Below are 23,771 nucleotides of genomic sequence, written 5' to 3'. Positions count from 1 at the left end.
GGGTTGCCGGCGCCCCTAGCTCGTCGGGAAACCCCTTTCGCGCAACGCGTCTCGAAGTCGGCGGCGCGATCCCAGGGTACCCGGATCCGTCAGTCGTGCCACGATTCGCCCGGTCCAGCTGCCCGGCAGGCCCTGTCCACGGTAGAAGTCCTCGGCGCGGGTGTCGTACCGGGCGATACCCGCGTCCTGCGCCTCGAGTCGGTAACGGTCCCGGTGGCACACCACGTCGAAACCGAGTCGCGGCTTGACCTCGGCCCGCTCCGCCGGATCGGGGAAGCCGACCGAGAGGCCGACGACCGGGAAGACCCGCTGCGGCAGTTCCAGGACGTCGGCGACGCGCTCGGGCTCGTTGCGGATGCCACCGATGTACACGGTGCCCAGGCCGACCGATTCCGCCGCGACCACGGCATTCTGCGCGGCCAGGGCCGCGTCGACCACGCCGAGCAGGGTGCCCTCGGCGAAGTCCGCGTTGACGAGTTCTCGGCCGTGGACCGTAGCGATGCGCTCCGAGCGGGCGAAGTCTGCGAGCCAGACCAGGAAGAGCGGCGCGTGGCGGACCGCATCCTGATCGCCCGCAAGGGTGGCGAGCGCATCGATCCGCTCGCGGTCGGTGACGGCGACGACGGACCACAGCTGCAGATTGCTCGAGCTGGCCGCGGACGACGCGGCGGCGACGACGGCGCGCAGATGATCCTCGGGGACGGGACGGTCGAGGAACCGGCGCACCGACCGGTGCGCCAGCTGAGTCGCCAGCACCGCGTTCCAGGGGCCGGCCGTGTCGGCAGCACCGAAGCGTCGTTCGAGAGCATCGCGTCGTTCGAGAGCATCGCGTCGTTCGAGAGCATCGCGTCGTTCGAGAGCATCGGAGCGAGCGACCACCCGATCCGCGCCGGCGCCGGGGTTCGCTGTGAGTGGGTGAGACGTGGTCACGAGTGGAGCCCTTCTGGCCGGTTCCCGGCCGGTCGACGGATCGCTATCGGCTGCCCACCGGCGAATCGGCGGTGAACCCTCTGGCGCGCTCAGTGTCGGATTCGCTCCACAGCGTCGTCGGCGGTATCTCCGCGCGCACCAGCGGCACGACCTCCTCGGCGAATCGACGCAGGGTGTCCTTCTGGCGTTCGAAGTCGAGCACGTGGTTGACGGATACGGATTGGAGGACGTGGCCGAAGCACTCGTGGTAGTCGAGGATCTTCTCGGCCACGCGATCCGGCGAACCGACCAGGGCCGGACCCCGCTCGACCGCCTCCTCGATCGTGCGGAAGCTGGTGGTCTTGCCGACGGCGCCCGGATCATGTTTCCTCTTGTCGGCCTGGCGTACCGCACCTTCGTAGATGGGCCGGTACTCCTCGATCGCCTTCTCCGTGGTGTCTGCGAGGAACAACCCGCCCGAACCCGATCCGACGTAGGCCTTCGCCGGGTCGTGACCGTGTGCGGCGTAGTGCTCGCGGTATCGATCGATCAGGACCTTGTAGTTCTCCCGGGGCTGCAGGGCGTTGGCCGTCACGATCGGGTCTCCCCACTTCGCCGCCAGGTCCACTGCCCGCGCCGACGTGGCGGATCCGTGCCAGATGCGGAACGGCCCGTCGAACGGGCGGGGCAGCGTCGTGACATCGGCGAGTGCCGCTCGGTACTCACCCGACCAGTCGACGTGTTCCTCCCGCAGCAGCCGGCGCAGCAGTTCGTAGTTCTCGGTGAGGTAGTCGTACTGTTTGCCGATGTCGAGGCCGAACAGGGGGTACTGGAGCACCTCGTTGCCCTTGCCGATGACGATCTCGAGGCGGCCCCGGCTCAGCTGATCGACGGTGCACAGATCCTCGGCGACGCGCACGGGATCGAGCACCGACAGCACGGTCACACCCGTGGACAACAGGATCCGCTCGGTGGCCTGTGCGATGGCACCGAGGACGACGATCGGGCTGGACGAGAGCACGTCGCCGGCATGACGTTCGCCGACCGAGTAACTGTCGATGCCGAGCTGCTCGGCGAGCACGGCCATCTCGACGACGCGGTTCAGGCGCTCCGCGGGAGCGACGACGTCGCCGGTGACCGGATGCGGCGGGTTGAAGATGATGTCGAGGATCTGGAAGCGCACGAACTACAGAGTCTGCCGTCCCGGTGGGCGTCCGCGAAGGGTTGTCCTCGAGGTGATCGGAACCGTTGCGCCCGGCCGGACACGTCGCCGTCGTCGTCTCGGCATCGGCGTCACGGTAGCCGTGCACCGGGGTGCGGACCAGGATTGCGATCGTCGTGATCCGAAATCGGTGCAGGTCGGACCCGCCCGAAAGGGCGTGGGTTGTCCGAGACCCGTCCACTGGATAGCGTGACCGTCCGGCAGCACCGAGGGCGGATTCCCGCCACGAACGGGCCGCGCCCGCGGCCCATCGGAGGAAAGATGGTCGGCACCAGTCACGCGCAGGTCGTGATCGCACGCGTCGTGGGCACGCACGCCCCGGCGTGTTGTTGTCGCTGACAGCCGTCCCACCGGACGCACCCGCGTCTCCCGATACCGACATCTCCTCCGGCCGCCGGTGCCGCGTTGCCCGTTTCCCGGGCACCCGGCGCTCGACGTGGCCCGAAAGGACTCCCTGCGATGCCTCCCTCGACCACCCTGCCCGTCGTCGACCTCACAGGCCTCGACGGCGATGCCGCCACCCGGGCCGCCCTGCTCGACCGGCTGCGCCGGGTCACGCACGAGGTCGGCTTCTTCCACCTGGCCGGCCACGGCATCGACCCGGCCCTCGCCGACCGGCTGATCGCGGCGGCACGCGCGTTCTTCGCCCTGCCCGACGCCGTGAAGCTGGAGATCGAGAACTCCCACTCGCCTCATTTCCGCGGCTACACCCGCGTCGGGGGTGAACGAACCCAGGGATATGTGGACTGGCGCGAGCAACTCGACATCGGCCCCGAACGGGCTCCGGTGGCACAGTTCGACCCCCAGCGGCCGTGGGAGGTGCTGCACGGTCCGAACCTGTGGCCGAGCCGGGTGCCGCAGCTGCGGACGCTCGCGCTGCAGTGGATCGAGCAGGCCGGCGCGGTCGGCCGTCGACTCCTCCGGGCATGGTCCGAATCCCTCTCCGCACCAGCCGATTTCTTCGACGGCGCGTTCGCGGACCCCGATCCGCTGCTGAAGATCGTACGGTACCCGGGCCACGACCGATCGATCACCGGACAGGGTGTGGGCAGTCACAAGGACGTGGGAGTTCTCACGCTGCTCTATCCGGAACCCGGAAGCACCGGCTTCCAGGTGGAGATCGACGGCACCTGGGTCGACGTCGAACCCCTGCCCGGACACTTCGTCGTCAACATCGGCGAACTCCTCGAACTGGCCACCGGCGGCTACCTGAAGGCGACGACGCACCGGGTCCTTCCGCCGGCTCCCGGCACCGACCGGGTATCCCTGCCGTTCTTCCTCAATCCCGCACTGGATCAGGCGTTGCCGCATGTGCCGCTGCCCGGCGCACTCGCCGCCGAGGCCCGCGGGGTGGGTGCGGACGAGCACGGTGACGCCCTGCACGCCGTGTACGGGCTCAACGCGCTCAAGTCACGGCTGCGGGCACACCCCAACGTCACCGAGCGCCATCACGCCGACCTCTCGAACTCCCCCCTCCTCGCCGGCCGGCCCGGCGATCTCGACGAAAGCGAACACTCCGAATGACTCTGCGCCGCACCCTGTCCGTGGTCTCCGCCGTCGCCCTGGCCACCGGGCTGGCCGCCTGCTCCGCCTCCGGGACCGGTGAGGACACGCTCGTGATCTCCGCCTCCGCGACACCGCACGTCGAAATCCTGGAACACGTGCGGCAATCCGGTGCGCTCGGCGACGTCGTCCTCGACATCAAGCCCGTGACCGGCGAGGTGGACCCGAACGAGTTGCTCGAAGCCGGTGACGTCGACGCCAGCTTCTTCCAGCACCACCCGTACCTCGCCGACTGGCAGCAGCAGAAGGGCGTGGACAACCTCGAGTCGGTCGCCGCCGTACACCTCGAACCGCTCGGCCTGTACTCGAACAAGATCGCCGCGGTCGCGGACCTGAAGGACGGCGACACGATCGCGCTGCCGAAGGACACGACCAATTTCGCGCGTGCGCTCTACCTCCTGGAGTCGGCGGGCCTGCTCGAACTCGACAAGCCGCTGTCCGAAGCGGACATCGCGACGGTCACTGCCGCGAACATCGTCTCGAATCCGAAGAACCTGAAATTCGTCGAGCTCGAACGCGCGCAGCTCGCGCGCACCGTCGACGATCCGGCGATCACGGCCTCGGTCGTCAACTCGAACTACGCGCTCGAAGCGGGGCTCAACCCCGCGGACGACAGCATCGTGCGGGAATCCGTCGACAACAACCCGTTCGAGAACATCCTCGTGGTGCGATCGGAGGATGCGTCCGATCCCGCCGTCACCGCCCTCGAGTCGCCCGAGGTCGCCGCCTGGATCGCCGAGAACTACGACGGCGCGGTCGTACCCGTCCACGAGGTCGGCGCGTGATCGTCGTCGACGGACTCACCAAGTCGTACCCGGCAACGGGCGGCACCGGCACGATCGACGCACTCCGCGGAATCGACCTGAGGATCGACGAGGGAGAGGTCTTCGGCATCGTCGGCCCCAGCGGTTCCGGCAAGTCCACGCTGCTGCGGTGCCTGAACCTGCTGGAACGCCCCACGAGCGGACGCATCCTCCTGCGCGGCGAGGACCTCTCGCACCTGTCCGAAGGCCGGCTGCGCGCGTCCCGTCGCCGCATCGGCACCGTGTTCCAGCAGTTCAACCTCCTGCACTCCCGCACCGTCCGCGCGAACGTCGAGTTTCCGCTCGAGGTCGCCGGCGTACGGAGGGCGGAGCGACGGGACCGGGCCGAGACGTTGCTCGAGCTGGTCGGGCTCACCGACAAGCGGGACGCCTTCCCCTCGCAGTTGTCCGGCGGGCAGCAGCAGCGCGTCGGCGTCGCGCGCGCACTCGCCGCCGAGCCCGACGTCCTGCTGTGCGACGAGGCGACCAGTGCCCTCGACCCGGCCACCACGGAGCAGGTGCTCGATCTGATCGCGACCGTCAACCGGACCCTCGGCGTCACCATCGTCGTCGTCACCCACGAGCTGTCCGTGGTGCGCCGGATCTGCACGTCGGCGGCGCTGCTGGACGGGGGCCGCATCGTCGAATCCGGTCCCGTGGCCGATCTCGTGGCCGACCCCGTCTCCCGCCTCGGTGATGCGCTGCTGCCGGCGGGCGTCGGCGAGCAGAACGGGGACGTGACCGCGCTCGTCACCGCCCGCGGCTCTGCCGTCGCCACGCCGTGGCTGTCCCGGCTCTCCCGCGACGTCGGGGTCGACGTCGCGGTCGTCGGCGGCCGGGTCGACCGTGTCGCCGGTACCGACATCGGCAAGCTGCACGTGCGTTTCGACGGCGACGTGGATCGCGACGCGGTGGACCGATTCTTCGCCGCCCTGCCCGACGTCACCGTCGCGTGGACGACCGGCGTCGTGGCGAGGGTCGGGGCATGAACAAACTCAGCTGGTACGACGCCCTGCCCGAGGTGTGGGCCGCCACGCTCGACACCCTCTACATGGTGGGCGTCGCCTTCCTCCTCACCGTCGTGGGCGGGGTGCTCGTGGGTGTTCTGCTGCACGTGACCGCGCCGGACGGGCTGCGCCCGATCCGCACGCTGTATCTCGTGGTCGGGGCCGTGGTCAACGTGTTCCGTTCGCTGCCGTTCCTGGTCCTGCTGATCGCGCTGATCGGTGTGACCCGTCTGGTGGTCGGGACTGCGATCGGGCCGACCGCCGCGCTCGTCCCCTTGACGATCGGCGCGATCCCGTTCTTTGCCCGCATCGTCGAGAGCGCGCTGCGAGAGGTTCCGCGTGGGCGGGTGGACGCGGCCCGGGCCATGGGGGCCTCGAACCGGCAGATCGTCACCAAAGTACTTCTTCCCGAATCGCTTTCGTCTCTGATCTCCGGCGCCACCCTCACCGCGGTTCTGCTGGTCGGCTACTCCGCGATGGCCGGGGTCGTCGGCGGCGGCGGGCTCGGCGACTTCGCCATCGTCTACGGGTACCAGCGCTTCAACACCCCGGTCCTGATGGTCGCGGTGGTGGTGTTGATCGTGCTCGTGCAGGCGCTGCAGACCGCGGGAGACGTCGCGGTGCGGGCGCTCGCACACCGGCGATGAAGTTCGCTTCGCGGCGGCGCGGCCATGCCTACCGCGGCCCCGTCTCATATCGAATCGATATGAGGTGATGCCGAAACACCGTCTATCCGCGACGCGCGCCACCCGCCAGGGTGGAGACCATGGCCACTTCTCTCCAGGCGCTCTCGGCCCCGGCCGCGGTACGCCTGCGCGCTCCGCTTCCGGGCCTCGCCGTCTGTGCCGCGGCGGCAGCGGCGGCCCTCGTCGCCGCCCGGCTCGCCGGGGGCATCAGCCCCCTGTTGATCGCCATCGTCCTCGGCGCACTCCTGGCCAACACGACCTCGCTCCCGGCGTCCACCGAACCCGGCCTGGCCGTGGCCTCGCGCCGGTTGCTCCGGATCGGGGTCGCCCTCCTCGGTCTGCAACTCCTCGTCACCGACGTGCTCGCCCTCGGCTGGGGCGTGCTCGGCCTCGTCGTGGCCGTGGTGGTCGGCGGCATCGCCGGAACGATGGCACTGGGCAGGATCCTCGGGCTCGACTGGACGCAGCGCCTGCTCGTCGCCTGCGGCTTCTCGATCTGCGGCGCCGCCGCCGTCGCCGCGGTGGACGGGGTCGTCGACGCTCGCAAGCAGCACGTGGTCACCGCCGTCGCACTGGTGGTCGTCTTCGGCACCGCCATGATCCCCGGCCTGCCGCTCGCGGCCTCCGCGCTGGGACTCGACACCACCCAGGCCGGCATGTGGGCCGGCGCCGCGATCCACGAGGTGGCGCAGGTCGTCGCCGCGGGGGAAGCCGTGGACGCCGGCAACGCCGGGGCGCTGGGCGCGAGTGCCCTTGCGGTGGCCGTGACCGTGAAGCTCGCCCGGGTCGCGATGCTCGCGCCCGTGGTCGCCTGGATCGGCGCGGTGTCCCGCCGCCGCAGCCGCGAGCAGACCGAAATGCGGCGGCCCCCGCTGGTGCCGCTGTTCCTGCTCGGCTTCCTCGGCTGCGTGGCCCTGCGCGCCACCGGCCTGCTCCCCGACCCGGCTCTGGACGTCGCCCGGCTCACGCAGACGGCGCTGCTCACCGCCGCCATGTTCGCGCTCGGCGCCGCCGTACGCATCGACGTCCTGCGGGGCGTGGGCTGGCGGCCCTTCGCGCTCGCCGCCGCATCCACGGTGTGGGTCTCGGCGATCGCCCTCACCGGAATTGTGCTGCTGGGATAGCGGATACGCTCCACAGCCGCGCGCCGATCGGCCACACACAACAGTCGTGCCGCACGCGGGTGACCGGAAGGTTCGCGGCTGGACGCGGTGGCCCGGCACGACGGCCCGGCCGAAACGGATCTCGCGGGAAGCACTTCGGGCACCGGTGGCCGCTGTTACCGTCGGCGAGATGACACCGGTGGCGAAGGTGGGCTCCACGATCCGCGTCGCGATCGCCGCGGCACTGTACGTCGCGCTGCTCGGCGCCTGCACGTCGGCCGGGGACGACTCGTCGGGGACCACCGAATGCATCCACGTCCCCAACGGCACCCCGCTGTCCGCCGCGCCGCCTGCCCCGTCGACGTCCGAAAGGGACCTGGCCACAAACCCCGAGGTCGCCACCGGCTACCGCGACGACATGACGGCGGTGACGACCGCGTCGTACGCGGTGTCCACCGCCAACCCGGTCTCGACGGAGGCGGCGTGCAAGGTGCTGCGCGACGGCGGCACCGTCGCCGACGCGCTGGTCGTCGCGCAGACGGTGCTCGGGCTCGTGGAGCCCCAGTCGTCGGGGATCGGCGGCGGCGCCTTCCTGCTCTACTACGACGCGGAGACCGGGCAGGTGCAGGCGTACGACGGCCGGGAGACGGCACCGATGTCGGCCACCGAGAACTACCTGCGCTGGATCAGCGACACCGACCGCACCGCGCCCCGGCCCGACGCCCGGGCCAGCGGCCGCTCGATCGGGGTGCCCGGAGTGGTGCGCCTGCTCGAGGAGGTGCACCGCGAACACGGGGGCACGGAGTGGGCCCGGTTGTTCGACCCGGCCATCTCCCTCGCCGACGACGGGGTGGTGATCAGCGACCGGATGGCCGAGTCGATCGCCGACTCGGCGTCCGACCTCGCCGTCGACGACGAGGCGCGGGCGTACTTCCTGAACCCCGACGGCACGCCCAAGACCGCGGGCACCGTCCTGGTCAACCCCGCCATGGCGAAGACGCTCGGCGCCATCGCGTCCGGCGGCGCCGACGCCTTCTACACCGGAGCCCTCGCCCGGGACATCGTCGACGCCACCGCCACCGAGGCGGGCAGCCGCACCCCCGGGACGATGACGGTCGACGACCTCGCCGGCTACGAGGTGAAGAAGCGCACCCCCCTCTGCACGCCGTATCGGGCGCACGAGGTCTGTGGCATGCCGAACCCGTCCTCGGGCGGGATCGCGGTGGCGGCGACGATGGGCATCCTCGGGAACTTCGACCTGTCCGCGCTGGGACCGACCGACGTCGACGAGAACGGTGGCGAGCCGACCGCCGACGCCGTGCACCTGATCTCCGAGGCCGAGCGTCTCGCGTACGCGGACCGCGACAAGTACGTGGCGGACTCGGACTTCGTTCCCCTGCCCGGCAATTCGCCGCAGACGCTGCTCGACGACGACTACCTGCGCGGGCGTGCGGGCCTCATCGACCCGGGCCGGAGCATGGGCACGGCACAACCCGGCGACTTCGGGCCGGTGCCCCTGGGCACCCCACCACAGGATCGCGAACACGGCACCAGCCACATCTCCATCGCCGACGAATACGGCAACGTGGCCTCGATGACCACGACGATCGAATCGGCGTTCGGGTCGTTCCACATGGTCGACGGCTTTCTGCTGAACAACCAGCTGACGGACTTCGCCGCCGAACCCGTGGACAAGGCCGGGGTGCCGGTGGCCAACCGCGTCGAACCGGGCAAGCGACCGCGCAGTTCGATGGCGCCGACGCTCGTCTTCGATCGCAATCCCGACGGCAGCCGCGGCGACCTGCGCATCGTCGTCGGCTCGCCGGGCGGTTCCGTCATCATCCAGTACGTGGTCAAGACGCTCGTCGGGATGCTCGACTGGGGCCTGGACCCGCAGCAGGCGGTGTCGGCGGTAGCGTTCGGCGCGGCGAACACCCCGGTCACCGGGGTCGGGGGCGAGCATCCGGCGATCGACGGCAGCGACGACGGCGCACGCGATCCGCTGGTGGCCGAGCTGCGCGCGCGAGGCCATCAGGTGGCGGTGCTCCCGCAGTCCAGCGGACTGAGTGCGCTCCGCCGGGACGAGTCGGGATGGGTCGGCGGCGCGGACCCCCGTCGCGAGGGCGCGGTGATGGGCGACGCCACCGGATAACGATCCGACGCGCGGTACGGCCCATCGAGTCACGACTGGATAACCACACGGGGTCTCGTCGACCTGCAGGAATAAGATCGACAACCATCGATCGCCGTCACGGCGGATGACTGGGAGCGGATGGATCGGGGTGCCCGGATGCGGATCGCGGACGTGCTGCGGAACAAGGGGCCGGTCGTGGCCACGGTCGATCCGGACCTCTCGGTCGACGAGATGATCGGCGAACTCGCCCGCCACAACGTGGGCGCCCTCGTCGTGGTGGAGGGCGACGCCGTGATCGGCATCGTCTCCGAACGCGACGTCGTGCGCCGGCTCCACCAGCACGGTCCCGCCCTGCTCGACGCCCGTGTCCGGGACATCATGAGCACGACGGTGTCCACGTGCCTGCCCACCGACACGGTGAACAGCCTGGCCGAGACCATGACCGAACGCCGGATCCGGCACCTGCCCGTCGTGGTGGACGGCCACCTGGTAGGCATCGTCAGCATCGGTGACATCGTGAAGAGCCGGATCGACGAACTGCAGTGCGAACGCGACCAACTCGAGTCGTACATCGAGCACGGCTGAACCCGGGGCACCGGATTTCAGGGGGATTCTCCGGGTGATCCCGGATTACTCTGCGGCGCCTGCCGGACGACAGTGGACCATATGGCGAAGCGTCCGGGGCAGCGGTGGCGGCAGGCGACGGTGTGGCTGCACGTGGTCACGTCCGTGGGATGGATGGGCCAGGCCCTCGCGCTGCTCGTCCTGTTGACGCTGAGCCGCACCGCGGTGGATCCCGCCGTGCGGGTGGCCGGCACGACCATGGCGCAGCACCTCGACGGCACGCTGCTCGCTCCGCTGGCCAACACGTCGGCATTCACGGGCTTTCTCCTCGCGGCGGCGACGCCGTGGGGATTCCTGCGCTACTGGTGGGTGGCGATCAAGTTCGTCCTCACCGTGGTCCAGGTGAACCTGGGGATCTTCCTGCTGTCGGCGGGCCTGAACGGCTCGGTGGCCGCCGTCCGCGACGGCACGTCCGGACCGGCGGGACCGATGATCGCGGGCACCGCTCTGATGATCAGCGCCCTCGCGTTCCAGGCGTGGTTGTCGGTCGCGAAACCGTGGGGCCGCACCCCGTGGTCGGCCGGGAAAGCGAAGCTGCCCGCCGCGCCGCCGTGGGTCTTCGCCATGGCGACCGGCGCGGTGGCCGCCGACCTCGCCGTCGCGACTCTGCTCGGCCATCCGCTGCCCGCCTTCGCCGCCCTGGCCCTGGTCGTCGCGTCGACGACCAGGGCCAGGGCGATCCGCGAGGCGAGCCCTCAGCCGGCCTACGGCTGAGGCACCGGCGTGGTCGTCGGGGTGGTGGTTGCGGCCGGCGTCGTGGTCCCGGGGGCACTCGACTCCGCGGTCGTCGGGGCGACGGTCGTCGGCTCGACGGTCGGCAGCGGCTCCACGGCAGGCAGGGGCTCCACGGCCGGCAGCGGGGACGGCGCTGCGGGCGAGGGAGCCGGGGCCGCGGGCGAGGGAGCCGGGGCCGCAGCCGGGACGGGCGGCACCGGTGCCGGCGAAGCCGACGAGGAGGCCGCGGCCCGAGTCGGCGACGCCGGGGTCGACGACGTGGTCGTCGGCGTGGTCGTGGTGGCCCCGGCGGCGGCCTTCTCCACGTCGCCGTCCGTCGTCGGCGGGAGCGGCGCCGGATCGATCGGCTTCGACGAGACGACGAGCTGCGGAGCGGTCGCCTCGGCCTCGGCCTTGTCGAGCTCGCCGCTCTCGGCCTGCTTCGCCAGATGGGTCAGCCATGCCGCCGCGTACTGCGCGGACGTCAGGGGCTTTCCGTTCTCGGGGTCGGAATCGCGCCAGTAGTCGAAGTGGTGCCCGGTGTCCGGACCGAGGGTTTGCTGGTACGGATCGCTCAGCGCCACCTCGAGGGTGTTCTCGTTGTCGGCGATGAATCCGATGACCTCGTTGCGCAGCTTCGCGGGCAGATAGGTCAGGTCGATCAGCTCACCGGAGGTGATCTCGCCGTCCGTGCCGGTCGAGGCGACGTCGCGGGCGGCCGGTTCGTAGGACGGATCCGACACCTTGATGAGGACGTCGAGGAAGGTCTCGTCGCTCTGCATCCAGTTCTCCTGCGACTGGATGTCGGCGAACGCGGCCATGGCGATCCGCCCGAGGACCGTGGCGACGTCCAGCGCGGTCTCCGGGGTGAGCCCGTCGCGCTCGAGCGCGTCGACGTTCAACTGCCGTCCTACGTTCACCGCGAGCTGCAGCAGGGCGATGTTCTCCGGAGCGGAGCAGGTCAGGTCGCCCTCCGAGCAGAACGACGCCACCTTGCCGTCCAGCGCCCCGAAGCTCCCCGAGGTGCCCGGCAGCGAACCGCTGCCCGACGCGCTGTTCCGGCCCGACTGGTAGGCGAGGTCGAATCCGTCCGGGTTGCGGAACTCGTCCTCCGCGCCGGGGAACGGTCCCTCACCCGCCGTGCGCCCGGCGTCGGCCAGGATGACCACACCCACGACCGAATCCGGATCGACGATCTCGTACGACCCGTCCTCGGCGATTTCCTGGTTGCCGATCTCCATCGCCACGCGGCGCGCCACGTCGGCGCCCTCGCTGTACCCGACGACGGCGAACTTCGTGTCGGGGCATGCCTGGCGGATCGCCTGCATCACGGTCTCGGCGTTGTCCACGCCGGCCTCGACGGCGTCGTCGTACGACGACATGTTCGCCGGGTACTCGACGTACACGGCGGAGTAGGAACCCTCGGGCACGTCGTCCCGCGGCGCGTTCACGACCTCGTCGACCCAGGGGCTGCTGAAGTCGGTGGACGATGCGGCCGGCAGGGGGTTCCCGTCGGCGTCGAGGAGCATCGCGTGGGTGCCGGGGCGGGGACTGTCGTTGCGCCCGCCGACCGCGATGCTGACCATGTCGTGGCACTCGGTGACCGAGGCGGTCAGCGTCGTCGGGGCCGTCGACGGAGCCGACGGTTCCGAGACAGCGACGGCGACCACCGCCGCCGCGCCCAGCGCCACGGGTGCCACCGCAGCCGCGACAATCCGCTTGTTTCGCACCGCCCAGTCAAGTGCCATGGTCAATCCCCATCCGAAGTCGGTCCGTGCCGACGACCCTGATTGTGGTGTCGACGCGTCGGTCGGAAAGTCGTTCGAGACGGCAATCGTGTTACATGTCCGCGTCGTAGGCGTGGTCGCGATGAGTTCCCGGCGCCCGGGCGGTCGGTATCCGGTAGGCGGAGCGACACGGGCATCACGTCGGAAGGAGGGACCCGTTGCGGACACTTGCCATCACCCAGAACGTCACCCTCGACGGTTCGATCGAGATGCTGGGGGACTGGTTCGACCCCCAGGGTCAGGCGGAGGTGGACAATTCGGATCATCTGGCGGAACTGCACCGGCAGGACAGCGAGTCCGACGCGCTGGTGCTCGGCCGACGGACGTTCGAGGACTTCCGGGGCTACTGGCCGGGGCGGACCGACGATCCCACGGGCATCTCCGCGTATCTCGACCAGGTGCAGAAGTACGTGGTGTCCTCGACCGTGACGGATCCGCAGTGGCAGCACACCACCGTCCTCTCCGCCGAGCCTCTGGCCGCGATACGCGCCCTGAAGGCGCGCATGGGCCGGGACATCGTGGTCACCGGCAGCATCTCGCTGTGCCACGCCCTGATCGAGGCCGGACTCGTGGACGAATACCGGCTGTTCGTCCATCCCGTCGTGCAGGGCCGCGGACGCCGGTTGTTTCCGGACGGATTCGCGTTGCCGCGGCTGCGCCTGCTCGCAGCGAACGCCTTCCGTTCCGGCATCACCTTCTCCCGCTACGCGGCGGGCTGATTCCCCTGCGGCGGCAAACAGCCTCGGCACCGTCGGCGGCGCGAGTAGGCTACCGGGCATGGCCGATCTGTCCGGCGACGTGCGGGCTCTGCTCGGGGCGCGGAACATGGCGCACGTCGCGACGCTCATGCCCGACGGCTCGCCGCACGTCTCCCCGGTGTGGATCGCGGTCGAAGGTGATCACTTGGCGATATTCTCCGCTCAGGAGAACCGGAAGGTCGCCAATCTGCGCCGTGACGGGCGCGTCGCCGTGTCGGTCTGCGATGAGCACAACCCGTATCGGTCGGTCGTCGTCCGCGGCCGGGTCGTCGAGGAACTCGAAGGCGACGAAGCGGTCGCGATCATGGACCGAATGAGCAACCGCTACATCGGCAGCGACTTCCCCATGCGCTCAGCGATCGTGTCGCTCATCGAACCCGAGCGAGTTCACCTGCAGGATCTCCCGTTCCGACATCCCTCGGACGCCGGAACCTGAGCCACAACACTCGAACGATCGGTTCCCGGGCCGCCCCGGCGCGACGGCGACCGTGATCCGCACGCCGCACCGGAATTCGCGCGCTGAACTGCCGCAGCGAATTCCGGTGCGGCGCGTGAATTTTCGGTCAGAGCGGATCCCGACCCCCACCATCCCCGGACCGTAAGCACAATGGCCGTTTTCGCTGAGTGAAATAGATTCTACCTGATCAATTTTCGCGGTCGACCCCGCGCCGCGGCCGAGTTGACGTATCGCAGCGCGCGCAGTCACAATCCGAACGATCACTCGGTTACGAACAGGTGTGCACTATGCGAACAAGCTCGGATCGGACCGCCGCCCAGGCGCCCCGACACGCAACCCGCTCCGCGAGTCTCGTCGTCGCGCTGTGCTGGGTCGCGGTACTTCTCGACGGCTTCGACCTCGTCGTTCTCGGCGCGGTGAATCCGGCGTTGCTGGACTACCCGGACTGGAACCTCGACGCAGGCGGCCTCACGGTCATCTCGACCGCCGGCCTGGTCGGCATGACACTCGGAGCCCTGGCTATCGGCACCCTCACCGACGTCCTCGGCCGGCGACGCACCCTCATCTTCTCCGTCACCGCCTTCTCGGTGCTGACACTCGCGTGTGCTTTCGCGACCTCGCCGGAGATGCTCGGCGGCCTGCGCTTCCTCGCGGGTCTCGGGCTCGGCGGCGCACTGCCCACCGCGTTGGCGATCGTCGCCGAATTCATGCCCGGCAAAAAGGGATCCGCGTCGACGACCGTCATGACCGGCTATCACGTCGGCGCCGTGGCGACCGCGCTGCTGGCCCTCGTTCTCCTCGAAAGTTCGGGGTGGCGTTCGATGTTCATCGCGGGCACCCTGCCGGCGTTCGTCCTCGTCCCGCTGATGATCCGCTACCTGCCCGAGTCGCCGGCCTACCTGTCGGTGCGAGGCCGGCACGACGAATCCGAGCGCATCGCCGCCGACTACGGACTTCCGCCCATCGATGTGACCACGGTGCCGTCGGACACCGACTGCCCCGCGGATGTCGCGAAGACCTCGAAACCGGGATCGCCGGTGCGGACTCTGTTCTCGCCGCAGCTGCTGCGCACCAGCGTGTCCATCTGGGTCACCTCATTCATGGGCCTGCTCCTGGTCTACGGCCTCAACACCTGGCTGCCGACGATCATGCGGGAAGCCGGATACGACCTCGGTGCGTCGCTGTCGCTGCTGCTCGTGCTCAACGCCGGTGCCGTCGCGGGCCTGCTCGTCGCCGGCCGCGTCGCCGACCGGATCGGTGCCCGCACCGCGGGCATCGCATGGTTCACGCTCGCCGCGCTGTTCCTCGCCACGCTCAGCATCAACCTCGCCTACGGCGTCTACGTGCTGGTGTTCCTCGCCGGGTGCTTCGTCTTCAGCTCCCAGGTACTCGTCTACGCCTTCACGAGCGCGGCCTACCCGGCCGAGGCACGCGCCACGGCGCTCGGCTGGTCCGCCGGCGTGGGCCGCATCGGCGCGATCTGCGGTCCGATCCTCGGCGGCGCGCTGCTGCAGGCCGGCGTCGCCTACCCCTGGGGCTTCTACGCCTTCGCCGCCGTCGGCGTACTCGGCGCCCTCGCGCTGTCGACGAGCCGGCCGGTGCGGTAACACTCGAAACTTGCTCACTGATTCGGAATTTGCCGCGTCAATTGCGTGGGTAGATTCCGAATCGGTGAGCGAATCCGTCGGACGTCGCTAAGTGATGCGAACCGGATCTCTCAGCCCCGCGCCATGTCCACGAACCGCGACAGGTGCAGCTGGTGCGCGACGGTGATGGTGGCGGTCGGACCGTTGCGGTGCTTGCCGAGGATCAGGTCCGCCTCGCCGCCGCGCGGGTCGTCACGTTCGAATGCGTCGGGCCGGTGCAGCAGGATCACCATGTCGGCGTCCTGCTCGAGACTGTTGTGCACCGAGATGCCGTCGGCAACGAAGTTGTGTGTGCCCGGGACGGTCCCGTCGAACACGTCCTGCTCACCGATGCTGGTGACGGACACGATCTCGTCCCAGTACACATTGTTGGTGGCGAGCATTTCGATGTCGGCGGTGTCGAGGACGCCCGCCACCTGGGCCAGACTCGATCGCGAACCCCCTGCGGACCGCGAAGCCGCGGCCGCGACCAGCTCACGGGGGGCGAGCTCCTCGACTGCGAGGAGCCGGCTCAGCGTCGCCTCGACGTCGGGTGTCAGGGTGTCGGCGTCGTGGCGTACGAGCTTCGGCCCGAGCTGAGCGAGCACCCACTGCGCCGCAGTGCCGTGTGCACCCACGTCGTGCAGGAAGACGGCCTGATTCTCCGGACCGGTGACGACAACATCCCAGCCCGAGCCTGTTCCGGCCGCGGCGATCCGAGCGAAGACACCGATTCGCAGGAGAAGGCGGGCCAGGTCGTCGGCGAGGCGCCGGTCTGCGGACGGATACCGGACAGCGGCTCGTCCTTCGACCGCGTCCCACGCGACGATCCCGTTGCCCTCCCAGACGTGGCACACGAGCGCGGCGATCTGTTCCTTCGGCAGCGAGAATGCCTGTGGCGGAACAGAGCTATCGGCGACGGTGCGCTCAGCCAGGGCGCCGACGTCGTCCTCCGAGACGGCGTGCGTCTCGAGGGGGGCAGGAACCGCGCGGGGTACTGCGACGCGCTCCCCGGCCGTCAGCTCGCCGAGGGGAATCCACCCGTCCACGGTGAGGAAGGGATGGTTCGCGGTGGCCTCGACCTGACGCCCGGAGTCGAGCGTCAGGCGGAACACTTCCTTGCGTCCGCTCGGGAACACCTTGGTCATCGGGCGGGCGACCATACGCATGCGCTCGTCCAGCGACCAGACGACGGGCTGTTCACCACTGGCCAGCAACTCGCCGAGGGTGACCTCGCAGCCGTTGTCCGCGCGCAGGACGCGGGTGCTCGCAGTGAGGCAACCCGACTCGCGAAGATCGGAGACCATCGGCTTCTTGTCGGTGCGCTGCTCGGGGCCACGGTTGAGCTGACAGATCGCGACCACCGGGACCTCGAGCTCCTTCGCGAGAAGCTTGAGGCTACGGGAGAATTCGGAGACCTCCTGCTGGCGGGACTCGACCTTCTTACCGGAGGTCATCAGCTGCAGGTAGTCGACGACGATCAGCCGGATGTCGTGTTTCTGCTTGAGGCGCCGCGCCTTTGCGCGGATCTCCATCATCGTCAGGTTGGGGGAGTCGTCGATGTACAGCGGCGCTTCGCTGATCTCGCTCATCCGCCGGGCGAGCCGGGTCCAGTCGTCGTCGGTCATGCGGCCCGAACGCATGTCGCCGAGCTTGATCTTCGCCTCGGCCGAGAGCAGCCGCATGACGATTTCGGTCTTGCCCATCTCGAGGGAGAACATGACGGAGGCCATGCCGTGCTTGACGGAGCAGGACCGCAGGAAGTCCATGCCGAGCGTGGAGTTGTGGGTGGGGATCATGGACCGTCCGGCGAGGTACAGGTGCTCGCCGTCGACCTCGACGCACCGCACCGGCACGGACTCGACGGGGCGGACGGCGACGATGCGGCGTTCCCGCGGCACCGCCGTGCGGGTCTCCTTGTGTGCCTTGGCCTTGCTGGGGAGGACGAAGACGTCGTCGTCGGTGGCGAAGCGCACCGTGGAACCGGTGGTGGTGCAGGTGTAGCCGAGGCCGGCCAGGAGCTCGGCGACGTCGTCGCGCAGACGGGCGCAGTCGGATTCGAAGCGGACGGTGCCGTCGTCACCGACGTGGCCGCCGGCGTCGAGCAGACCGGCGAGCAGCTCGCGCCGCTGCCGTTCCGCTGCCCGCTGGTAGGCGCCGGGGATGCGGGCGCCGAGCGTCATGAGTTCCTCGGCGAACCCGCCCTCGCCCTGCACCCGCATGTGCACGTGGGGATCGGCGGAGGGGCCGCCGAGCCAGGCGCCGAGGGTGAACGGGGCAACGGGCAGATCGGCGACGGGCAGCTGCAGCGCGGCGACATTGCCGACGACGTGACCGTCCGCGAGGGACGCGGCGATCTCCCCGGTGGTGCGCACGCGCGACGGGCCGCCGTCGGAGGTGACCCACTGGTGCTGTTCGTCGGCGACGAGGACGGTGCCGTCGGAGAATTCCACCTCGAAGCACGGCCGGCCGTGCAGCACCTCGGTGGCGGCCAGCACCCGGGTGGGGCGGCCGTGGGCGTCGAGGAGTTCGTCGCCGGCGGCGACCTCGCCCATGGTCGACCAACCGCCGGGGGTGGGCAGGGGAGTGTCGAGGGCCAGCGCCTTACCGACGCCCGGACGGGCGGCGACGATGATCATCTGCCCGGGATGGAGACCGTTGGTGACCTCGTCGAGCTCGGCGAATCCGGTGGGCACACCGAGGGAGATGCCGCCGCGGCTGGCGATCGAGTCGATCTCGTCCATGGTGGGCTGCAACAGCTCTTCGAGCGGGACGAAGTCCTCGGATGTGCGGCGCTCGGAGACCTCGAAGATCTCGGCCTGGGCCCGGTCGACGACCTCGGCGACGTCCTGGCCCTCGGAGCCGGCGTAGCCGTACTGGACGATGCGCGTTCCGGCCTCGACGAGGCGGCGGAGGATGGCCTTCTCGGCGACGATCTCGGCGTAGTAGCTCGCGTTCGCAGCGGTGGGCACGGTCTGGGTCAGGGTCACCAGGTAGGCGGCGCCGCCGATGCGGCGGAGTTCTCCGCGCCGGTCGAGTTCCGCGGACACCGTGACGGGGTCGGCGGGCTCACCGCGGCTGTAGAGGTCGAGGACGGCGTCGTAGACGGCCTGATGGGCGGGACGGTAGAAATCGCCGGGCCGCAGCACTTCGAGCACGTCGGCGATGGCGTCCTTGCTGAGCAGCATGCCACCGAGCACGGACTGCTCCGCAACCATGTCCTGCGGGGGCTGGCGGCCGAAGTCGCCGGCCGGCTCCTCGGGCGGTCCCGGGTAGTCGGAATGGCCCCGATCGTCTACTACAGCCACGCGACGCCGTCCTTCCCCTTCTCGGCACCTCCGCCGCGGACAGACCCCGTCCACCGGCGCTCGACACCACTTCTACCCGGCCCCACCGACACGTCGTCCGGGACGCGCGCGCTCGACGTTAGGCACTCGGAGGGCGGCGTCCAAATCCGCCTGTGCACACAACTGTGGATGAATTGTGGAAAGGGGAGGACGGCCTTGTGCACCCCTTGGGGACAACCTGGGGACAACGCATCTCACACTTCGCATCGCTGCTGTTCAGACCGGGAAAATCGACTTTCACAGGTGTGGAGAACAATCGATTCGGCGTGTCGCCACGGATGTGTTTCCGGGCGTGTTCCGTCCTCCCGGCCCCGGAATGCCGTGCCGCGGATCACAAACCTACCGGTACCCCTGTGCGGTTATCCACAGCCCCTGTGGAAAGACGACGAAGAGCCCTGCACACAGTGTGTGCAGGGCTCTTCGGGAGCCGGAATCAGGCGGCCACGACGTTCAGATCGAACTTCGCGGTCACGTCCGGGTGCAGCTTCACGACGACCGTGTGCTTGCCGGTCGACTTGATGTGCGCCTTGGGCAGCTCGATGATGCGCTTGTCGACGACCGGGCCACCGGCGGCCTTGATGGCGCCGGCGACGTCGGCCGCGGTGACCGAGCCGAACAGCTTGCCCGAGTCCCCGGCGGTCTTCACGGCCAGGGAGACGTTCTCGAGGCCCTCGATGGCGGCCTTGAGCTCCTTGGCATGATCGAGGCCGCGCACCGCACGAGCCTCCTGGGCGCGGCGGATGCCCTCGACCTGCTTCTGGGCACCACGGGTGGCGACGATCGCCAGGCCGCGGGGCAGCAGGTAGTTGCGGCCGTAGCCGTCCTTGACCTCGACGGTGTCGCCAGGCGCACCGAGGTTGTCCACGTCAGCGGTGAGAATGAGCTTCATCGTGTGTCCCTCCCTTTCCTTAGCGAGCCGTCGAGACGTAAGGAAGCAGGGCCACCTCACGCGAGTTCTTCACAGCGATGGCAACGTCGCGCTGGTGCTGCACGCAGTTGCCCGTGACACGGCGAGCGCGGATCTTGCCGCGATCGCTGACGTACTTACGCAGCAACGTCGTGTCCTTGTAGTCGATCTGCACGTTCTTTTCCTTGCAGAAGGTGCAGACCTTCTTCTTCAAAACCTTTTCGCGCGCGGGCGCCTTAGGCATGGTCTTTCTCCGTACTTTCCGAATGTTCCGATCGAAGGTCGGATCAGAACGGGGGTTCGTCGTCCCCGCCGAAGGAGCCCGCCGCCGCCGGCGCGCTGCCCCACGGGTCGTCCCCGCCGGTGCTCGCGCTGGCACGAGCCCCACCCGATCCTCCGGAGGAACCACCGAAGCCGCCCCCGCCACCGCCACGGCTGGCCTTGTTGACCTTGGCCGTCGCGTAGCGGAGCGAGGGGCCGATCTCGTCGACCTCGAGCTCCACGACAGTGCGCTTCTCGCCTTCACGCGTCTCGTAGCTGCGCTGCTTGAGGCGGCCCTGCACGATCACGCGCGAGCCACGGGTCAAGCTCTCGGCCACGTTCTCCGCCGCCTCGCGCCAGATGTTGCAGCGCAGGAACAGCGCCTCGCCGTCTTTCCACTCGTTGGACTGACGGTCGAAGATGCGGGGCGTCGACGCGACGGTGAAGTTCGCGACCGCAGCTCCCGCCGGGGTGAAACGCAGCTCGGGATCAGCCGTCAGATTGCCGATGACGGTGATGACGGTGTCGCCTGCCATGTGGTTCCTCCTGCTGTGTGTGGAGTCCTGATGCGCCCGAGCCTACGGCCGGACGCCGACAGACTCACTTGCCGTGGCGCAGAACCTTGGTGCGGAGCACCGACTCGTTCAGGCCGAGCTGGCGATCCAGCTCCGCAACCGTGGCGGGCGTAGCGCTGATGTCGATCACCGCGTAGATGCCTTCGCTGTGCTTGGCGATCTCGTACGCGAGACGACGCTTACCCCACACGTCGACCTTGTCGATCTTGCCGCCGTCCTGGCGAACGACGTTGAGGAACGTATCCAGCGACGGGGCGACAGTGCGCTCGTCCAGGCTGGGGTCGAGAATGACCATCAGTTCGTAATGACGCATAAGACCTCATCACCTCCTATGGACTATGGGCGGTCACGGACGGTCCGTGACAGGAGGGTCGTTGCGTCAGCAACCCATGCAGGCTACACGATGCGCCCTTGACCAGCGAAATTCGCCTAGGGTGAAGAACATGCGCACGAGTTCCCGGACGCCCGCGCTCGTCGCCGTCGTGACGTGCGCGCTCGCCATGTGGCTCGGCTACCTGAACAAGGCCCGCTGCGCCGCACCACCGTTCGACCCGCAGGGGCGCAGCGTGCGTTTCGACGCGGTCAAGGACGCCACGGTCTGCTACTCCGACATCCAGCAGTTGTGGATCGGTCGCGGCATCAACCTGCACCTGTTCCCGTTCCTCGACGGCGGCATCACCCGCGACGGCGTGCTCACCGGCGGCACCGTCGAGTACCCGGTGCTCAGCGGCATCCTCATGTGGGTGGGGGCCCTGCGCGCCGACACCGACGCCGAGTTCCTCCTGCACTCCGCGCTGCTGCTGGCACCGTTCGGCCTGCTCGTCGCCTGGTACCTCGGCCGGCTGGCCGGGTGGGCCGCGCTGCTCTGGTCGGCCACGCCGCCCCTCGTGATGTACGCGTTCCTGAACTGGGACCTGCCCGTCGTCGCGACCACCGTCGGGGCCGTCGCCGTGCTCGGGGTGCGCCGCTGGCCGCTGCGCACCCGCGCGGTGATCGCCGCCGTCCTGCTCGCCATCGGGTTCTGCCTCAAGGTGTATCCCGGCATCTTCGTGCTGCCGCTGATCGCATACGTCCTCACCGGCGGGGACGAGCCCGGGCCGCGGCGGGACGTGCGGGGCGCGGTGGCGGTGGGCGCCGCGGCGGCGGCGACGGTGATCGCCGTGAACCTGCCGTTCGCGCTGCTCGGGTATCCGGGGTGGCGCGCATCGTTCGAGTTCCAGGGCAACCGCGCGGCCGACGCCACGAGCAATTCGATCTGGTACTGGGGGCTGCGGCCCCTCGTCGGGGGCTATCAGGACACCGAGGTCACGGCCGAGTACAACGACCTCGTCTCCGTCGTCTCGCCGTTGCTGATCTGCGCCGCCTTCGCGCTGGCGCTGTGGCTGGGGTGGCGGCGGTACCGTCGCGACGGCTGCTATCCCTGGGTGGCGGTCGGCGCCGCGATGCTGTGCGGATTCCTGCTGCTGCACAAGGTGCATTCGCCGCAGTACACCCTGTGGTTGCTGCCGTTCCTGGTGCTGCTGCGGGTGCGGTGGCCGCTGATCGTCTCGTACCTCACCGTGGACCTCGCGATCGGCATCGGCGTGTTCCTGTGGTTCGACGCGACCATGACCCGGACCGACACCACGATCCCGCTGCTGCTCACCCTCGTCGGGGTGTGGGGCCGGGCCGTGCTGCTCGTCGTACTGTTCTTCGTGTTCGCCGGCGCGCCGCTGCGCCGGCCCGACCCGACCCCACCCGACGAGGAGCGGCCCCGGATGCCGGCGATGAGCGGAAAACCCGGATGAGCACGGCCTGGTACGAGCAGCCGGTGCTCGACGGCACGCGGATTCGCCTCGAACCGCTGGCCGCGGGACACGCGCCCGGCCTGCTCGCGGCCGTCGACGATGCCGACGCGATCTTCCGGTGGACGTCCGCCGACCTCCGGACACGCGACGACGCCGACGCGTTCGTCCGTACCGCGCTCGACGATCCGGACCGCCTGCCGTACGCGGTCGTCGACAAGTCCGTCGGCGCCGTTGTCGGCACCACGTCGTACTACCTGATCGATCCCCGGCACCGGACGCTGGCGGTCGGGCACACGTGGCTCTCGCGCGCGGTGCACGGTGGCGCCGCCAATCCCGAGTCGAAACTGCTGTTGCTGCGCCGCGCCTTCGACGTTCTCGGCGCGGTCCGCGTGGAGTGGCACACCGACGAACACAACGCGCAGTCGCGCGCGGCGATCACCCGGCTCGGCGCCGGGTTCGAGGGCTTGCTGCGCAAGCATCGGCGGCGCCGCGACGGCAGCTGGCGCACCACCGCGCTGTTCGCGATGACCGACGACGACTGGCCGGCCGCCCGGGTGGGTCTCGAGGCGCGGGTGGCCGACCGCCTCGCCAGGTGACCGCGGCTGGTCTACCCTTCCGCGCGGGGGGACCCCGGAACAGGCTGGGATCCCGATGGGGTGATCGAGGACGACGATGAGCGACTATCCGCAGTACCCGCCGAACAATCCGGGCGGTTATCCCCCGCCGGGCGGATACGGGTACTACCCCGGCCCGCAGTTCGGGCCGCCGCCCGAGAACAACCTGGTATGGGGCATTCTCACGACGATCCTGTGCTGCCTGCCGCTCGGTGTCGTCTCGATCATCAAGGCGAGCCAGGTCAACTCCCTGTGGGCGCAGGGCCAGTTCGATGCCGCACGCCGGGCGGCCGACGACGCGAAGAAGTGGGCGATCTGGTCGGTGGTGGCGAGCGTGGCGGTGTGGGTGGTGATCGTCGTCTTCTACATCGTCGTCCTCGCCGCGGCGGTCTCGTCGTCGAGCTACTGAGGCATCCGGTCGTGCAGACGCTCGCCGCCCGGCTCGCCGCACCCGTCGGGGTGGCGGCCGTGTCGGCGTGTGTGTGCGCGGCCGTCGCGTGGGCCGACCCGACGACGCCGGGCGGCCCGATCCCGCCGTGCCCGACCCGCGTCCTGTTCGGCGTCTGGTGTCCCGGGTGCGGATCGTCGCGGATGCTGTATTCGCTGCTGCATCTCGATGTTCCGGCCGCCCTGCGGTACAACGCGCTCGGGGTGCTCGCCGTGCTTCTCCTGGGGTGGTCGTTCGCCGTGTGGACGGCCGGCCGGGTCCGTGGCCACCGGATCGCCCAGTGGTACCAGTGGCGGTGGGCGCCGCAGCTCGTGCTGTGGGTCGTGCTGGGCTGGTTCGTCGTCCGCAACCTCCCCGTCGCGCCCTTCAACGAACTCCGCGTGTAGACGGCGCTCGTCGCGGACGAGCACTCGCGCGCGAAAATGCTTCCCGCGCAAGTT

At 69.6% G+C, this 23,771-nt stretch carries 23 protein-coding genes; 15 read left to right on the top strand and 8 right to left on the bottom strand.

Going from position 1 to position 23,771, the window contains the following annotated elements:
* Positions 1-15 precede the first annotated feature (15 nt).
* Together OCS65_RS02260 and OCS65_RS02255 are read right to left on the bottom strand one after the other, a co-directional pair.
* Positions 16-879, bottom strand: coding sequence for an NADPH-dependent oxidoreductase (locus tag OCS65_RS02260; protein WP_263510392.1), 864 nt, complete (start codon positions 877-879; stop codon positions 16-18).
* 94 nt (positions 880-973) lie between these two features.
* A complete protein-coding gene (locus tag OCS65_RS02255) occupies positions 974-2,092 on the bottom strand; it encodes an LLM class flavin-dependent oxidoreductase (RefSeq protein WP_231772281.1) in 1,119 nt (372 codons plus the stop codon).
* Between the two features lie 498 nt (positions 2,093-2,590).
* On the opposite strand from OCS65_RS02255, the gene OCS65_RS02250 reads away from it, so the two are divergent.
* The 8 genes from OCS65_RS02250 to OCS65_RS02215 all read left to right on the top strand — a co-directional run bounded on the left by OCS65_RS02250 (position 2,591) and on the right by OCS65_RS02215 (position 10,765).
* Positions 2,591-3,655, top strand: coding sequence for an isopenicillin N synthase family dioxygenase (locus tag OCS65_RS02250; protein ID WP_006943670.1), 1,065 nt, complete (start codon positions 2,591-2,593; stop codon positions 3,653-3,655).
* Positions 3,652-4,479, top strand: a complete 828-nt coding sequence (locus tag OCS65_RS02245) for a MetQ/NlpA family ABC transporter substrate-binding protein (RefSeq protein ID WP_231772280.1) — start codon at positions 3,652-3,654, stop codon at positions 4,477-4,479. Before OCS65_RS02250 ends, OCS65_RS02245 begins: the two co-directional genes overlap by 4 nt.
* Positions 4,476-5,486: a methionine ABC transporter ATP-binding protein gene (locus OCS65_RS02240; RefSeq protein ID WP_231772279.1), complete on the top strand. Its 1,011-nt coding sequence runs from the start codon at positions 4,476-4,478 to the stop codon at positions 5,484-5,486. The genes OCS65_RS02245 and OCS65_RS02240 overlap by 4 nt, the downstream gene beginning before the upstream one ends.
* The gene (locus tag OCS65_RS02235) at positions 5,483-6,151 is read left to right on the top strand and encodes a methionine ABC transporter permease (protein ID WP_065923583.1); all 669 of its coding nucleotides are present in this window, start codon (positions 5,483-5,485) and stop codon (positions 6,149-6,151) included. Before OCS65_RS02240 ends, OCS65_RS02235 begins: the two co-directional genes overlap by 4 nt.
* Positions 6,152-6,270: 119 nt before the next feature.
* A complete protein-coding gene (locus OCS65_RS02230; RefSeq protein WP_231772278.1) occupies positions 6,271-7,314 on the top strand; it encodes a YeiH family protein in 1,044 nt (347 codons plus the stop codon).
* Positions 7,315-7,483: 169 nt separating this feature from the next.
* The gene (gene ggt / locus OCS65_RS02225) at positions 7,484-9,445 is read left to right on the top strand and encodes a gamma-glutamyltransferase (protein WP_231772277.1); all 1,962 of its coding nucleotides are present in this window, start codon (positions 7,484-7,486) and stop codon (positions 9,443-9,445) included.
* A gap of 138 nt (positions 9,446-9,583) precedes the next feature.
* Complete coding sequence (locus tag OCS65_RS02220; protein WP_029546697.1) at positions 9,584-10,012, top strand: CBS domain-containing protein; 429 nt, start codon at positions 9,584-9,586, stop codon at positions 10,010-10,012.
* An 81-nt stretch (positions 10,013-10,093) separates the two neighbouring features.
* Positions 10,094-10,765, top strand: coding sequence for a hypothetical protein (locus OCS65_RS02215; RefSeq protein ID WP_263508638.1), 672 nt, complete (start codon positions 10,094-10,096; stop codon positions 10,763-10,765).
* Here OCS65_RS02215 and OCS65_RS02210 read toward each other — a convergent pair.
* The gene (locus tag OCS65_RS02210) at positions 10,756-12,513 is read right to left on the bottom strand and encodes a cutinase family protein (protein ID WP_263508636.1); all 1,758 of its coding nucleotides are present in this window, start codon (positions 12,511-12,513) and stop codon (positions 10,756-10,758) included. The genes OCS65_RS02215 and OCS65_RS02210 overlap by 10 nt on opposite strands.
* A 197-nt stretch (positions 12,514-12,710) precedes the next feature.
* Between OCS65_RS02210 and OCS65_RS02205 the strand changes: the two genes are divergently transcribed.
* The 3 genes from OCS65_RS02205 to OCS65_RS02195 all read left to right on the top strand — a co-directional run bounded on the left by OCS65_RS02205 (position 12,711) and on the right by OCS65_RS02195 (position 15,374).
* Positions 12,711-13,271, top strand: a complete 561-nt coding sequence (locus tag OCS65_RS02205; RefSeq protein WP_029546700.1) for a dihydrofolate reductase family protein — start codon at positions 12,711-12,713, stop codon at positions 13,269-13,271.
* 58 nt (positions 13,272-13,329) lie between these two features.
* Complete coding sequence (locus OCS65_RS02200; protein WP_006932325.1) at positions 13,330-13,746, top strand: TIGR03618 family F420-dependent PPOX class oxidoreductase; 417 nt, start codon at positions 13,330-13,332, stop codon at positions 13,744-13,746.
* 308 nt (positions 13,747-14,054) lie between these two features.
* Positions 14,055-15,374 carry an MFS transporter gene (locus tag OCS65_RS02195; RefSeq protein WP_006932321.1) on the top strand — a complete coding sequence of 440 codons (1,320 nt, stop codon included), beginning with the start codon at positions 14,055-14,057 and terminating at the stop codon, positions 15,372-15,374.
* A 110-nt stretch (positions 15,375-15,484) separates the two neighbouring features.
* Here OCS65_RS02195 and dnaB read toward each other — a convergent pair whose 3' ends face one another.
* The 5 genes from dnaB to rpsF all read right to left on the bottom strand — a co-directional run bounded on the left by dnaB (position 15,485) and on the right by rpsF (position 20,795).
* Positions 15,485-18,700: a replicative DNA helicase gene (gene dnaB, locus OCS65_RS02190; protein ID WP_072636687.1), complete on the bottom strand. Its 3,216-nt coding sequence runs from the start codon at positions 18,698-18,700 to the stop codon at positions 15,485-15,487.
* Between the two features lie 472 nt (positions 18,701-19,172).
* Positions 19,173-19,628, bottom strand: a complete 456-nt coding sequence (gene rplI, locus OCS65_RS02185; protein WP_006932315.1) for a 50S ribosomal protein L9 — start codon at positions 19,626-19,628, stop codon at positions 19,173-19,175.
* A gap of 19 nt (positions 19,629-19,647) precedes the next feature.
* Positions 19,648-19,890, bottom strand: a complete 243-nt coding sequence (gene rpsR, locus OCS65_RS02180; protein ID WP_003938621.1) for a 30S ribosomal protein S18 — start codon at positions 19,888-19,890, stop codon at positions 19,648-19,650.
* A 43-nt stretch (positions 19,891-19,933) separates the two neighbouring features.
* Positions 19,934-20,443 carry a single-stranded DNA-binding protein gene (locus OCS65_RS02175; protein ID WP_006932313.1) on the bottom strand — a complete coding sequence of 170 codons (510 nt, stop codon included), beginning with the start codon at positions 20,441-20,443 and terminating at the stop codon, positions 19,934-19,936.
* 64 nt (positions 20,444-20,507) lie between these two features.
* The gene (gene rpsF / locus OCS65_RS02170; protein WP_003938619.1) at positions 20,508-20,795 is read right to left on the bottom strand and encodes a 30S ribosomal protein S6; all 288 of its coding nucleotides are present in this window, start codon (positions 20,793-20,795) and stop codon (positions 20,508-20,510) included.
* Positions 20,796-20,925: 130 nt separating this feature from the next.
* Between rpsF and OCS65_RS02165 the strand changes: the two genes are divergently transcribed.
* The 4 genes from OCS65_RS02165 to OCS65_RS02150 all read left to right on the top strand — a co-directional run bounded on the left by OCS65_RS02165 (position 20,926) and on the right by OCS65_RS02150 (position 23,717).
* Complete coding sequence (locus OCS65_RS02165) at positions 20,926-22,269, top strand: glycosyltransferase 87 family protein (RefSeq protein ID WP_231385974.1); 1,344 nt, start codon at positions 20,926-20,928, stop codon at positions 22,267-22,269.
* Positions 22,266-22,865 (top strand): GNAT family N-acetyltransferase, encoded by a 600-nt coding sequence (locus OCS65_RS02160; RefSeq protein ID WP_263508626.1) that lies wholly within the window; start codon positions 22,266-22,268, stop codon positions 22,863-22,865. Before OCS65_RS02165 ends, OCS65_RS02160 begins: the two co-directional genes overlap by 4 nt.
* Before the next feature lie 76 nt (positions 22,866-22,941).
* Positions 22,942-23,292, top strand: coding sequence for a CD225/dispanin family protein (locus tag OCS65_RS02155; RefSeq protein WP_006932305.1), 351 nt, complete (start codon positions 22,942-22,944; stop codon positions 23,290-23,292).
* An 11-nt stretch (positions 23,293-23,303) separates the two neighbouring features.
* Positions 23,304-23,717: a DUF2752 domain-containing protein gene (locus OCS65_RS02150; protein WP_263508622.1), complete on the top strand. Its 414-nt coding sequence runs from the start codon at positions 23,304-23,306 to the stop codon at positions 23,715-23,717.
* The last annotated feature ends 54 nt before the right edge of the window (positions 23,718-23,771 follow it).

The organism is Rhodococcus aetherivorans, from assembly GCF_025722975.1.
In the GTDB taxonomy this organism is placed as follows: Bacteria; Actinomycetota; Actinomycetes; order Mycobacteriales; family Mycobacteriaceae; genus Rhodococcus; species Rhodococcus aetherivorans.
Note: the sequence above shows the minus strand (reverse complement) of the source record. Positions and strands in the feature narration are given on the sequence as shown.